The following is a 13,843-nucleotide window of genomic DNA, read 5'->3' as shown; positions in this document are numbered from 1 at the left end:
CTGGCTCCTGGAACTCAGCGCTCGGCGTGCAGATTGCGGATGTAGCCGCGCAGTGCGTCCGTGCTGTGGAAGATGCGGTAGTCACCGGCTTCGAGTGCCGCCTGTTGCTTCTCGGTTGTGTCGGGGGCCAGGACGACAGGCACACCGCCCTCCGCCCACAATCCCTGGGGCCAGAAGGCGGCTGCCACGGTGATGGCGGCCCCGGAGTGCGGGTCACTCACCTCGCTGTCCAGTTCCGGCGCGGCCAGGTCGGCTTCGCGCAGCTCGGACAACAGCTCGCGGAGGCCGGGGACCTCGTCGGCCGCGTCGGTTTCCGCCATGTCGGGCGAGGCGGCGGAAGAGGCAGTGGTCAGGGATGCCCGCGAGTCCGCGAGCGCGACGGGGGACGGGCCGTCGTGCAGACCCTGGAGGAACTCGTTTGCTGCGCGGGCCAGAAGAGCGCGCCGGGCGGCGAGGAAGTCCGGGTAGTTGGACACCTTCCACAGGTCGCGGTCCATCGGGATCCACTGCGTTGCCAGCGCCCCCGGCATGCGCGACTCGATCTCTGCTAGATACTCCGCCGGTTCCTTCGCTCCGATCTTGAGATTGGTGTCCTGGGTGAGGAAGCAGAAGTTGGCGACGGCATTCACCTCAGCCCGGCTGTAATCGTGCTTGTAGAGCAGCGCCTTGGGGAAAATGTGGTGCACCTGGAGTGAGCTGAGCCGTCCCAGCATCCCGTCCCTCAGTGGAACGCCGCTGACGAAGTCCTGGGCACCGTAGACCCGTGTCAGCATGTAGAGCAGAGGGTAGAAGCGGGAGCCCATGCTGGAACCGACGAAGTCGTCGGAGCCAACCGCGAGGTGGCCGCCGCGACTGCGGCGCAGAACGCTAATCAACTGGCCGATCCCGCCTTCATCGAGGGCCTGCAAGTCCTGGTTGAGGACGGTCTCCGTGGCTCCCGTGTGCCGTCCCCAGAGGAAGCTGTGCACGTACCAGTAGAAGAGACGGTCACGCGTCATGGCGTCAGGAAACGAGCCGCTGTGATGATGGAGCAGCCGACTCATCACCGGAAGGGCGCCGCGGCCGCTGAGAACGGCGCCGTGGTCGAGCCCAAGTCGCCCGCCGAGCGCGTTAAGCAGGTACGAGACGGCGTCGATGGTCTCAGCGAGTCCCGACCGGAATGCCAGGACATCCACGTCTGCGAGCTTGGAGAACTGCGCCTCTCCGGTGATCACGGCGTTGACGTTGCGGAGCAGCCAGTCGAGCTTGAAGCCGAAACCGGCGGTCGACCAGTCCTGGAGAGCGCGGTTCATGGTGGGCCGGGCGGCCGGCCAGGCCGCGCAGATGGCGGCCAGGGCGAGGTCACCCTTGGAGAGCTTCGTTCCGCCCGAGTTCACCCGGTTGAAGATCTCCACGACCACATCGATGGTCTTGTCCTCGCCGGTCACCTCGTCGATGTGGACGCTGCGGTCCTTTATCTGAGTGATGCGGTTCAAGCGCTCGATGTAGGCGACCTGGAGGTCGGCGTCCCCGTTGGCCAACTGGGTCACGGCGAGGAGCTGGCTCGCCAGTCCGCTCTGGAATAGAGCGGTGACATCCACCCAGACCTGGTTGTCCTTCATCTTCGCAGGGGCGTAGAACTCGAAGGCTTCTGTCTGCAGGTTGAAGTGCAGCCCAGTGAGCGCCGAGGCGTTGCCCTCGAAAAAACTCGGGGCTCTGCCTCGGGTGACACCGTAGAGAGTGGTCACGCGCTGCTGGCCGTCGAGCAGGAGATGGATCGTGCCGTCCCGGCCCAAATCCCCACCGCGCGTCTGCACGCCGTCTGCCCTGGTGCTCCAGGTCAGGAACCCGCCGATCGGGTATCCGCGGTAGAGGGACTGGAAGAAGCCGCGTACCTGGTCACGTGTCCAGACATATCCACGCTGGAACTCGGGAAGCGCGATGTCTCCGGCGTCGACCTTGTCCAGGACTTGCGAAATATGCACCGTCGTTGAGCCTGTTCTTCCGGTCCTGGCAGCTTCCTCCACCAGAACGTGGCTAACCAATTGCATGAAGCTACCAGCAGGTGGCCGGAGTTCGGCCTGGCGCGGGCTCCTATGCGAGTGGGCCCGCCCCGCAGGCCACGGAAGCGGGTGGGCTTCCCCCTCAGCCGAAAATGGGTCGTACTGGCAGTGAGCGGTTGCCTGCGGAATCTCCGGCGGGACCGGACCACGACGACTGGTGCCGACCTCTCTCTGTCAACCTTTACCTCTCACAGCCCTCGCTCCCAATAAGCCGGCCTTCACCATGTGATGGCGGTGCATGGTGGCTCGAAACTGTTCCTCCTGCCGGTCCCGGCCACGCCGTGATTGCTCGTCACAAGCGGACTCCACTACGCTGCGCCTCAGAACGAACACCACTCTGCGACCGGGCTCTGCTCGGCGTGGAACCTCCTATGGCCGTCCCCCAAGGATTTGGGGTCGGCCATAGCTGTTTGTGCACCTAGGGGGAAGGTCTTGCACCTGTGTTATCTCGATGAGTCCGGGACCGGGCAGGTCCTCAACCCCGGCGTGGCCGACTCTGTTCCGGTCATGGTGATCGGCGGATTCACTGTGCCGGAGAGTCAGATCAAGGGCCTCGCCTGGGACTTCATCGCTCTCAAGAAGCAGTTCCGGCCGGAGCTGCGCAAGGTGCCTGCCTTGAGTCAGGTAGTCCACCATGAGATCAAGGGCGAGACGATACGCAAGTCCTTTCGTCGCCAGGGGCGCAACCAACGGCGTATGGCGCACGGCTTCCTCGACCATCTCCTGACAATCCTGGAACGTCGCGACTGCAGGGTCATGGCTCGTATCTGGGTGAAGCAGGACGGTGTCGTCAACGCCGACACAGCCATGTACGCGGCGTCAGTGACCGCTCTGTGCGCAAACTTCGAGCACTATCTCGCCGAACGCTCCAGCAGCGGCATCGCCGTTCTGGACAGTCGCAACCCCAGCGACAACGTCGGCAACGTGCACTGTGTGACGACCAGAAAGTTCGCCAAGGGTGGCGACCCGATGCCTCACCTTCCCGAGTCTCCGGTCTTCGGCCACAGTGACACGCACTTGGGTCTGCAGATCGCCGATCTCCTGGTGAGCGCCGTACTGGCTCCGTCGGCCGCCGTGACCTACGCCGGTGACCTCACCGGCAATGTCCACTGCCACCCGGGGTTCGTCGAGGTACGAGACCGGCACTGCCCCCGCCTCGGAAAGCTCCAGCACCGCTATCAGGCGCCAACGGGTAAGTGGACAGGCGGGATCGTCGTCTCCGATGCACGCGGACATCAGTCAGCGGGCAAGCTGTTCGCGCCAACGGTCACGGCCGTGACCGCACCCGTGGCGGGCATCCCCGGGCAGGGTTTCCCTCTCGACCTGGCCACCGTTGCCACGGCCCCCGCACCGGCCTCTCCCGCAATGTAACGCTTCGTGCCGTGCGGTCACTCAGTCGACCATGGTGCTGAACCGGACCGGTTCCTTGAGTACTGCAGCGGCCCCTTCCAGATCGGCCAGCCGCGCCGCCAGTGTCGCTTCGGCGAGGCGGCGTGGCAAGGCCGTACTGAACTTGAGCCCCTTCAACGCCTGTTCATGGACCGTGGGAAGGCAGAGCTGGGATGCGGCGTCAGCCACCGTCTGCTTCCATACCGGCGCAGTCAGGTCCGTGCTCAGTCGGATCCAGCAGTCATTGATGCGTTGAGCCGGGTCCGCAAGGTTTCCGAGCGTTGCAGCCAGGGTCGCGTTCGCGCGGTGACCGGCCCATGTCCACCATCGAAAGTCGCCGTTCGGCTCACGCACGATGAGCGTGCCGGTGGGGCGCACGTACTCCAGGAAACGGCGCCGTGCCTCGGTGAGACAGCCTCGTGACCGGCCGGTCAGCTGTACCTGTGGATCCGCGCCGAGCAGTACGTCTCGTGCGGCGCGGGTCAACTCGTACGACGTGGGCCGAATGAAGCCCATGCCGCTCCACTTTGCCTTGCCACCACTGTCGACCGGCTCGACGAAGCAGCGGCGCCTGTTCCAGTCGATGTAAGTGACCTGCCAGCTGCGGCCGGCCAGTAGGAGTCTGCGAGGTCCTTGGACGCTCTCGGTCAGCAGACTCGGATCGGTCCTGCCGATCTCGGTCAGTCCGCTCAGGACGGTGAACTCGGGGGCCGCGGTAAACACTGCGGTGAGGTTCATGAAGTGCCGGTGTCCGAAGCGTCGTTCGGCCTCGGGCCCGATGAAGAGCATCCCGCCGTCCCGGTCGAGGTAGCCCTCATCCACCAGGTGCCGCACGATCGGCTCGGCGGACTGCCCGAACGGGCCGAGGCCCGCCCACCATTCCTGCCACAAGCGGTCCCCGACCTGGTGCTCCTGCAGGCACAGCGCAAGGACTTGCTGGGCGACGATGTGCCGGGGTTCGGGCGGTGCCACCACCGGCTCGACCCAGCCACGTGACCACTGGAGCAGCAACGCGGCAGCGGCCAGCAGTCCACTTTCGTCGAGAGTGAGGAACAGGCAGTTGCGCGTCGAGCCCGCGCGCCGTCCTGTCCGGCCGAGGCGCTGGAGGAAGGACGCCACCGTCGCCGGAGCGTCGATCTGGATGACTCTGTCGAGGTCGCCGACATCAATGCCCAGCTCAAGAGTGCTCGTGGACACGATGACGCAGTCCCTGGCTTCGGCGAAGGCTTCCTCGGCTCGGCGCCGCTCGTCCACCGAGAGCGAGGCGTGCGAGAGGAAGGTCGTGACGCCCTTGGCCCGCAGCTTCTCTCCCAGTTCTTCGACGAGCCTCCGTGACTCGCAGAAGACCAAACGCTTCTCTCCCCGGTGCAGGGCCGCAATCACCGTGGCCGCGTTGTCCAGCGAACCGACGTAGTCGAGCTGGATGTCCCCGGGGGGGACGGAGGCCGATCCCTTCACCGGTTGGGCGTCGAGGTGCGGAGCGACCACCCGAGCCGGACGCTTGCCCGCCTCTGCCCCCTGCAGCCAGTGCAGGAGTTCGGCCGGGTTTCCCACCGTTGCGGAGAGGCCGATCCGTTGGATGGGGCGGCCGACGATTCGCTGCATGCGTTCGAGTACGGCAAGCAGGTGCCAGCCACGGTCGTCCCCCGCGAAGGCGTGCACCTCGTCCACGACGATGGCCTTGACGCCGGAGAAGAAGGTGCGGTGGTCGACGTTCGCGCTCACTAGCATCGCTTCCAGCGACTCTGGGGTGGTGAGCAGAATGTCCGGCCGTTGGGTGCGGATCCTCTTGCGTACGGTGGCGTTGATGTCGCCGTGCCACAGCGCTGCTGTGCGGCCGAGCCAGCCCGTGTACGTCTCGAGGCGGGGCAGCAGGTTGTTGAGCAGCGCTTTGAGGGGACACACGTACAGCACGGAGGTGCCGCTCCAGCGTTCTGCTGTCATCCTCGACAGCAACGGGAAGGAGGCTGCCTCCGTCTTGCCGCCTGCCGTGGGGGCCAGAAGAACCGCGTCCTCTCCAGCGAGCAGGGGATCGATCGCCTGCTCCTGGAGCGGTCGAAGGCCTGGCCAGCCAAGGGTGTTGACGATGTGGTGGATCAGAACCGGGTCCAGGTCGTCGATGCCGCTCACGTACGTTCCTGTCCGGAGTCGGCTGTGCCGTTCACGGCAGCTCCAGTTCGATGTCGTCGGCATCGCCCGGGTCGGCCGCGGCATTGCGCTCGACCTCGTTGAGTTCGGTGCTGGAGACGGTCAGCGCGTAGTGCAGACGGGGGTCGAAGTCGTCGAACTCGTCGACCCGGTCCAGGACATCGGCGACCAGTTTGCGCAGGAACAGTCGTGGCGCCACCCCCACCTTCCCACCGAGTCCGCCGGTGACGGCGGTGGCAAGTTCGCCGAGGTAGGCGTCATCCACGCGTTGCGCGATCCGTTCTGGGTGTCGCGCCCCGGCCGCGAACAGGTCGCGTACGTTGCGTCCAAGTTCGCCCAGTCGCTCCAAGTCGAAGCCTGTCAGGCGAAGTTGTACGGCACGGGGCGAGTCGAAGCGCGGGTCGGTGGTGAAGTCTGTGGCCAGACGCTGGGCCAGAGGTGGCAGCCGCTGGACGCCCTGCTGACCGTCGTAGAAGGCCGGTGTGCCGGTGATGACGAGAAACAGTCCGGGGAAGCGTCCGGTGTCGATCTCGTCGAGGAGTTGTCGCAGTGCGTTGAGTCCCTTTTCCCGGACGTCGCCACGGACCCGTTGGAGTGTTTCGGTCTCGTCGAGTACGAGCAGCAGCCCAGGGTGCCCGCAGTCGCGCAGCACGGTGAGCAGTCCTTGGAGGAACCCTAGCGCGGCGAAATGGTCGAGGTCTCCGCGTACGCCGGCCGCCCGGCGGGCGGACGCGGCCACCGACTTCTGTCCGCCGATCCAGGCGATGAGGGCTTCGGCAGTGGCACTGTCGCCCGCCACAGCAGCCTGTCGATAGCCGCGCAGGGCCGCCGAGAATGCAGGGGTGGTTCGTGCGACGTCAGCAAGCCGTCGCTCCATCAGTTCGTCGACGGCTTTTGCCAGTGCCTCGGCGTCGTCCTCGTCCACGTCTCCCGCGTCGACGACCTCGTCCTCAAGGGAGTAGAACCACGAGTCGATGACCGCTCGCAGCGCGCTGGCCTGGTGGGTGGCAGTGGTAAGGCATTCGTTGAGCCGTCGGTAGACGGTCTCGAGCCGGTGAAGGGGTGTCTCTGTCTCTGAAATCTGTACCTCGGCCGTGGCAAGCCCCGCCCGCTTGGCACGTTCGGCCAGCCAGCGGGCGAAGAAGGTTTTGCCGGAGCCGTATTCGCCGCGAATGGCGTGGAAGGCCGCGCCACCGTCCTTGACCGTCTCCAGATCGTCGTCGAGTGCGGCCGTGAACCGGTCGAGTCCTACGGCGAAGAGGTCGAGCCCCGCCTGCGGCACCGTGCCCCGCCTCAACGCATCGACGACTTCCCGGCGACGGGCTGCACTCACGGAGGGCTGTGCGCTGGTCACGTCCGGCTTCCTTCCACGGTCACGTTCCGCATCCTTCCACGGTCATGTCCGTCTCTTCTCCAGCTGGAACTGCGTACGCAGCAGGTGGACATCGAGCCGGACGGTGTGTCCCGAGTCGATGAGGCCGAGCACCGGATATCCCTCCACGTTCAGGAGCCGCTGCAAGGTGGCGATGAAACCATCCATATTGCGCCTGACGCGGTCGCTCGCGGAAATGGCTGCGGCGAGGGCTGCAGGGGACATGGTCTCGCCTGCCTCGGCGAGTGCGTCGATGACGGCGGCGACGACAGGCCTTTCGGGTTTCCTGCGGACGTACTCGGCCTGTGCGGCGTACACGTCGCCGGCCACGACCAGGGCACCCAGAGTCGTTGGAGCCGGCGGGGGCTGGGACTTGGACGGCTCGCGTTCGACCTCGGCCGGGGTGAAGAGGCCTTCACCCTCCTGTTCTGCCCGTTTCCGGGTGGTCCTGGGCTTCGTCACGGGAGCGGCGGCGGGAAGCGTGACGGACTCCGGCCAGGTCTCCTCCGGCATCCGGCTCTGGCTCCACCACGAAGGTGTCGCCTCTTCCCTCGGGAGAACTTCCCAGCCCTTCGGCAGGACATCCAGGGCGGGCAGCAGCACCAGCAGAGGCACTGTCACCTCGGCCAGCGATGCGCCGCCGTGGTAGCCGGCCTTCCGCGGCGTGTACCGGATGTCCTCTCGCCAGGGAGCGATGATCGTGCCTCCGCCTTCCAGAACGCGCGGTCCCGAGAGGATGATCTCTCCGTCTTCGGCGCTGCTCCCGCTGCGCCAGCGGGACGACTCCGCTCCGCTCGCCTTGGCGGGTCCGGGGTTCACCCCGCGTTCCAGCACATGGCCGTGATCCGCAACCAGCAGGACAGGACGCCCATAGCCCTTGGCCGCGGCCAGCAGCTCGCGCATGAAGGTGATGTCGTTGATCCGCCACTGGGTGCGCTCACCCTGCTGTCCGTGGTCCAGGGCGTCGTCGATGGTGTTGAGGACGACACCGACCACCGCGGTCGAGGCGAGGGCGGAGGCCAGTTCCTCAGTCAGCCGGTGTCCGGACGGGCCGCCTATCGTGGCCTTGTGGAACAGCACGCCGACGGCCCGTCGCTGCTCCCAGAACTGGGCGAATCCAGCCGTCTCCTTCGACTGCCCACCCGTGCCGGCCATACCTGTGAGCAGTGAGGTTCGGCTGATCCTGGTCACCGAGGGCAGCATGGAAACCGCTGCGCTGCGCTGCGCCGACTGCCCGGCGGGCGGTGCGGGCACGGCTTCGATCCACCCCTCGCGCTCCGCCTCTTCGCCGAGCTGCACGGCTGCCGCGCTGCTCATGCCGTCGATCAGCAGGATCAGCGGACTCGTCGACTCCGAGTAGAGGCGGGCTGCGCATTCGGTCAGCACGTTCTCGACGAGCAGGCAGCCGCCCGGGTTCTGCTGGTCGGCGGTGCGGGTCCAGCCCGCGAGTCGCTGTGAGAACTGCTCGTCGAGTGTGTCCCTGCGGGCACGAGCAGTGTCGTGAAGCGTCCTGTACGCCTGCCCGGCTACCACGTCCCCGACCGGGTCGCCCGACCACAGGACGTTCAACGCCCGGTCCACCCAGCCCCACTCGGCGAGATGTCCGCGGACCCCAGAGGCGACGGACTCGACGCGGGGCTGTTCGGTGGACAGCCAGCGTGCGACGCGTACAGCCATCTCGGCGACGGCGATACGGTCCGTGTTCAGGGCTGCCAACGCGTGTTCCCGCAGGTCGGCAAGGGCCGCTTCTGCCTGGTCGGGCGAGGCGGCCAAGGCCTCTGCGACGGCCCGTAGTTGAGCGGTGAAGCTGGTCAGAAGGAAGCGGCTGCCTCGCAGTGCCTGGGTCAGTCCGGCTTCCTGGGCGAGGCGGTCCGCACGGTCGATGACGGAGAACACCCGCTGCTTGGCGGCCTCGTTGTGTCGTGCCTCGCCGATCCAACGGGTGAGGGTGCCCGCCACCGCATCGCTGAATGCCAGGATGTCGGACCGGCGTACCTGCCCGAAGAGCCCGCCGACGGCGAGCACGGTGTCCGGCCCGGTCGCCGGGTCGGCCATCGCCGCTGCGAGCAGCCCCCGGGCCATCGCGTCCTGTCCTCGCCCGTCTTCGACGAGTGACATCAGCACAGGCACGGCGGCGCCGGCCGTTTCGCCGAGCCACTCCTTGATCTTTCCCCTCTCGACGGCGTCGAGTTCGAGAAACCTAGTGGGACCGGCCGATGTACGGGACCAGACGAGCATGGCGTCGGCGTCGATGGCGAGGCCGGCGGTGGTCTCCCCGTCGACGACGCGGTCCAGCCCGAGTCGCGCGACGACGAGCGCCTTGACCGCCGCATCCCGGGTGAGCAGAGACCCAGAACGCGGCCAGCCGTCGTGCGGTTCCGCGTCAAGCAGCGCTTCGAGCAGCCACGGTTCGCCGTACAACCGGGAGTCGAGTTCACGCACGCCGAAGCGCTGTTTCACGATCTCCGCCTTCTCGACCGTGAGGGTGCGCCGTTTCACGGCGTGTCCGCGCACGTCCCAACCGAGCTGCTCGTCACCGATACCGGTGGTCACCACGAGTACGTCGGCGTCGCGAGCCCGGTCGGACCGGTGCTGCTGCCAGGCGTCCACGATGCCCAGTACGGATGTCTGGTCGCTGACATGGACCCGGCGGGGTTCCCCACCGATCTTGGCGGTGAAGATGTCGGGTGCCGTGTCCGGGTAGCGACCGTGCACCAGCATCAGACGGCGGTCGCGCAGACCGGCCGCGTAGGTGTCGAGGAGTGCCTCGATCGTGAGCCGGTTGATCTGCGGCGGAGGTGTGGACATCAGCGGGCGGCTCCCTCGTCCGGTGTGCCCTGGCCCTCGGCAGGCACTGGCCGCCAGGCGATCTCGATGCGCACGCCGGGGTTCGCGGCGGCGTACGAACGGATCTCGTCCTGCACATCGGCGATCGCGTCGGTGAGCGCGGACTCGAGGCCGGTGAGCTGGGTCGTGTCCACGACGTGCGGCGCACTCGGACCACGTACCGAAGCGGCCGCAGGAGGAGCCGTCGGCTTCGACTCGTCGAAGCCCAGCTGGGGTGGCAGGCCGGACGGCACCACAGGTCGGCCGTGCTGAGTCAGACTGATGTCCCCCGGACCCGGCATCGGCGGCTGCACAGCGGGCGGCTGGGCGACGGTCGCGAGCCGGGCCGCCTCCGTGACAAGCGCCACGGACTCGTCCTGCAGCCGGCTCAGCACCGGTACGAGGGATCTGGTCAGCTCGTGGTCGTTCACGGCGTCGTGGAGCGCGGTGATCAGCCGATCGGCCTTGTCGCCGACACCGTCGTTTCGTTCGGCGAAGCCTCGCACGCTCCTCAGCAGAGGCCAGTTGGTGCTGTCGAGCGCCGCCAGCACCTCGGGGGCCTGCTTGATCGCAGCGCCCACCTCCCGGTCGGTCACGTCGTACGAGACCGCCGCGAGTTCCTTGACCAGGGAAGTTCCGTCGCTGGTACGGGAGAGCCGGGCGATCAGGTCGGCAGCGGCCCGCATGGAACGCATCCTGTCCGCGTCCGGGCCGGTGATGCCGAGGTCTGTCGCGTGCTTGTCGAGCGAGCGTCGCACTCCCCCGACTGCTGCCTCGTGAGCGGCGGCGACAGCGCGCACCTCGGACTCCAACGAGGCGACATTACGAGCGAAGAGCACGGGCTGGGCAGAGACACCGAAGATCGCCCCGGCTCGGGTGCGGGCGGCGGCGAACTGCTCCTCGCTGGGCAGTTCGACGGCGCGCAGTCCGTACCCCAGTCCGATCCGCTCCAGGTCGGGGGCGGGCACGGGTGTCGTCTGGTGCACCCAGGTCCGGTCGTCGAGCAGCGCGTACGTGGCGATGATCAGGCTGGAGATGTTCTTCTCGAGGCCCTCGAAACCCAGCTCGGCGATCCAGCGTCGGACGTCCTCGACAGCGAGCTCCGTACCGGCCTTGGCGTCGGCGGCCTTCTGGTTGATCTTCAGGCGCCAGTCGTTCAGGAGGTTCAGCGGCCCGTCGTGTACTTCGCCGAGTCCGAGCGGGTGCACGATCTTCTTGACGATGACCAGGTGATGCCTGTCCACCACGACCCGCCGCGATCCGTCCTTCATCGCGTTCCCGATCCACTCCAGGGCTGTCTTGAGTTCCCTGGTGGTTACCGCCTTTCGGGTCAGCGTCGGGTCGAAGTCCGGGTGCTTCGGGTACAGGGCGGCGAACATGCCGTCGGCGAGCGCGTACAGGTTCTGCTCGAAGCTGAGCCCCGCCTGCGGCCTGGGCCGGGAGTACCTGGGTTCGAGTGACCACACGTGCTGGTTGTCCGGCACCTCGGCGCCGACACTCCCGGGGTCGGGCTTGCTGATCCCGTACAACTGCTGGAGTACGGCGATCAGTTGGGAGGTCAGGTTCTCGCTCTGCGCCTTGAGCTGGTGGCGGATCTGGATCCGCTCGTCCTCGGACTTGGTGGCGGTGTGATCGTCGAGGCGGTCCCGCTCCAGCAAGTAGTTGATCTTCAGGAGGCGGCCGAGCTGGTTGGACTTCTGCTCGGAGAAGAAGTCGGGCAGCCAGATGATGGTGCGGGCGTACTTGCCCTCCTGCTTCATCTTCTCGATGCGTCGGACGTCGTCGCTCGGGAAGTGCTTGTCGTCGAAGGGGTAGTCGAGGACGAACCGGATGTTCCCCTCGAGCATCGGCCGGAACTGCTCGTCCGGCAGATGCGGATCACAGACGTTGCCGAAGACGAACTCGGCGGTGCGCTTTGTGCCGCGCCAGACGATCTCGCGCTCGCTGACGAAGCCCTGGGCGTCGCTGATCCCCAGCTCCGTCCACAGCTTGTCCTTGATCCACTGTCGGCGCTTGCCGGGATTGTCCTCACTGGCGACCTCGTCGAGCAGCGGCTCGATGTCGAGGTCGGACAGATGCAGATGAAAGACGGGGTCGGCGCTTCCCTCGCTGCGCAACTCGCCGAATTCGCCCTGGAGTTCCTTGAGCCGCTTGGCCGCCGCGGTCCCGGCGGAGCCGAGCCGTACCTTGATCGACCCGTGGTTGAGCGCGGCGAGCCGTTCTCCGGTGAGTCGGGCCAGCGCAGGGACGTTGGGCGCGAGGGCGGCGAGCAGCAGAGTCTTGATGAGCCGCTCGTCCCCCTTGAACAGGGGGCTGTCGGCCGAGCCGTACTTCTCCAGCAGGTAGGCCACCACGCGTGCATGGAAGCGTTTGGCGGTCTCAGCCTCCTTGCGCAGGCGTGCGGTGAACGCCTCACCCGTGCCGTCCAGGATGACGTCCCACAGGTCTCCGAGCGGGATGAGTTCGCCGAGTTTCAGGTCGTTGCGGCGCCGCGACAGAGCCTCCTGGACGAGCTTCAGACCGGTGCGCTCGCGCTGGAGCGCACCCGCGAGCTCGACCAGCACATTGAGGAAGGCGGGCGAGAGCGGGTAGACCTCCCGGAAGTCGTTCCACGATGCCTCGGTACGCCCATGGGCGTCGAGCAGAACCTGCCGCACCTCGTCCTTGGAGGACTCGACTGCCGCGAAGGCCTCGTCGCGCACACCTTCCATGCCGGGCTTCGGAGCGAGCACGCGGTGCTTGATGATCTCGATGAGGTTGCTGTCTTCGAGGTCGACGACGTCGATGCGGCCCGCGAGGTACTCGACCTGCTGTTCCAGGTTCTGCACCTCGGCCCCGGCGACGTCGGAGCCGATCAGCTGGGAGAGGTCACGCTGGCGGGAGATGAAGGAGATGATCGGCACGGGCCGGTCGCTGTCTCCGGACTCGATCAGCTTGACCAGCCTCTGCACCTGGTCGCGTACGAAGTCCTGCTTCCCCATGTGGGCCTGGAGCCACAGGATCAGTTCGTCCAGGAACAGCACGATCCCGTCGTAACCAAGCATCTGGGCATGGCGGGACACGACTGCGAGCCCGTTCTCCAGCGGAACGAAGGCCTCTTTGTCGCCCCGCGCACCGGTGCCGTAGGAGGCCATGGGTCCGGAGAGCAGAGCGGAGACCAGTGCGTTGCGATGCGGGTCCCCGGCGGGGGCGGCGAAGGCACGGTCGAGTTCTGCGGTGGTCCAGGTGGCGGGCGGGGCAACGCTCGCGGCGGCTCCGAGCCCGCTGGTGTCCAGGTCGCTCGTGTCGAGGTCGTTCTCGTCATCGGCCCCGGCCACGGCGCCACTCGGCGCGACGACCACATCGCCCGAACCGAGCCATCGCGTGAACTTGCCGTCGTCCGCGAGGAACGCGCGCTGCTTGTGGGCGTCAGCCAGCGCGGCGTCCGCCCGATAGACAGCGGGCGTCGGCTTGTCGGAGTGCTGCTTTCGTACGGCCGCCACGTACCCGCCGAGCAGCGCCGAGTCCAGGTCGGCCGAACCGACCAGGTGGTAGGGCACCATCAGGAACTTCTTCTGGCGCAGCCAGTCGTCGTGCGGGGCGATGACTTCCTGGAGCCGCTCCTTGCGGCGGGCTGCGGGGTGGTTGTTGAGCACCGCGTGCAGCACGGTCAGGAAGTGGCTCTTACCGGCGCCGAACGATCCGTGCAGGTAAGCGGCGTGCGAGTTGCCGGTGCGGACGGCCGCCCCGACAAGACTGAGCGCCTGCTTGAACGCCTCCTGAAGCTGGTCCGTGACGACGTACTCCGCCACCCGGGCGTCGGTTTCGGTGAAGCCTCCGGAGAGCTCCACCTTGAAGTCGCCGGCATGGACGTCTTCCTTGATGTCGATGACATCCCGCAGGAAGAGATCGCTCGTGGGCATCAGGGGTCTCGTTCCCTCATTCGACTGCAGTCGGACCCCACGTCTGCACACGGGGCAAGGTCCCATCCTGCCAGCCGAGCAGTGGTGCGGACCTGGGCAGGAGCGAATCTCCGCGACGACCCGGCTACGGTACGCATTCACCCACCTCGCCTTCATCACCTTCC

6 protein-coding genes are annotated in these 13,843 nt (G+C 66.9%); 1 reads left to right on the top strand and 5 read right to left on the bottom strand.

The genetic code is table 11. The features are described from left to right. Window positions 1-14 precede the first annotated feature (14 nt). The gene (locus G3I56_RS05420; protein WP_164407628.1) at window positions 15-1,964 is read right to left on the bottom strand and encodes a DUF262 domain-containing protein; all 1,950 of its coding nucleotides are present in this window, start codon (window positions 1,962-1,964) and stop codon (window positions 15-17) included. A 468-nt stretch (window positions 1,965-2,432) separates the two neighbouring features. On the opposite strand from G3I56_RS05420, the gene G3I56_RS05415 reads away from it, so the two are divergent. Further along, window positions 2,433-3,413: a DUF3800 domain-containing protein gene (locus G3I56_RS05415; RefSeq protein WP_343239878.1), complete on the top strand. Its 981-nt coding sequence runs from the start codon at window positions 2,433-2,435 to the stop codon at window positions 3,411-3,413. Between the two features lie 21 nt (window positions 3,414-3,434). On the opposite strand, the gene G3I56_RS05410 is transcribed toward G3I56_RS05415, so the two are convergent. From G3I56_RS05410 to G3I56_RS05395, 4 genes are read right to left on the bottom strand one after another with little or no spacing between them, the layout of a single operon-like run. Continuing rightward, a complete protein-coding gene (locus tag G3I56_RS05410) occupies window positions 3,435-5,561 on the bottom strand; it encodes a DEAD/DEAH box helicase (protein ID WP_164407624.1) in 2,127 nt (708 codons plus the stop codon). Window positions 5,562-5,592: 31 nt separating this feature from the next. Then, on the bottom strand, window positions 5,593-6,933 hold the full coding sequence (gene brxD / locus G3I56_RS05405) for a BREX system ATP-binding protein BrxD (protein ID WP_164407622.1): 1,341 nt from the start codon (window positions 6,931-6,933) through the stop codon (window positions 5,593-5,595). A gap of 42 nt (window positions 6,934-6,975) precedes the next feature. Then, window positions 6,976-9,759 carry a BREX-2 system phosphatase PglZ gene (gene pglZ / locus G3I56_RS05400; protein ID WP_164407620.1) on the bottom strand — a complete coding sequence of 928 codons (2,784 nt, stop codon included), beginning with the start codon at window positions 9,757-9,759 and terminating at the stop codon, window positions 6,976-6,978. Further along, the gene (locus G3I56_RS05395) at window positions 9,759-13,679 is read right to left on the bottom strand and encodes a PglY protein (RefSeq protein WP_164407618.1); all 3,921 of its coding nucleotides are present in this window, start codon (window positions 13,677-13,679) and stop codon (window positions 9,759-9,761) included. The genes pglZ and G3I56_RS05395 overlap by 1 nt, the downstream gene beginning before the upstream one ends. Between the last annotated feature and the right edge of the window lie 164 nt (window positions 13,680-13,843).

Origin of the sequence: Streptomyces sp. SID12488 (assembly GCF_010548275.1) — a bacterium.
Lineage (GTDB): Bacteria > Actinomycetota > Actinomycetes > Streptomycetales > Streptomycetaceae > Streptomyces.
Note: the sequence above shows the minus strand (reverse complement) of the source record. Positions and strands in the feature narration are given on the sequence as shown.

Coding starts and splice junctions, on each gene's coding strand:
- pglZ (WP_164407620.1), bottom strand. CDS start 9,759: ATGTCCACACCTCCGCCGCAGATCAACCGGCTCACGATCGAGGCACTC.
- G3I56_RS05395 (WP_164407618.1), bottom strand. CDS start 13,679: ATGCCCACGAGCGATCTCTTCCTGCGGGATGTCATCGACATCAAGGAA.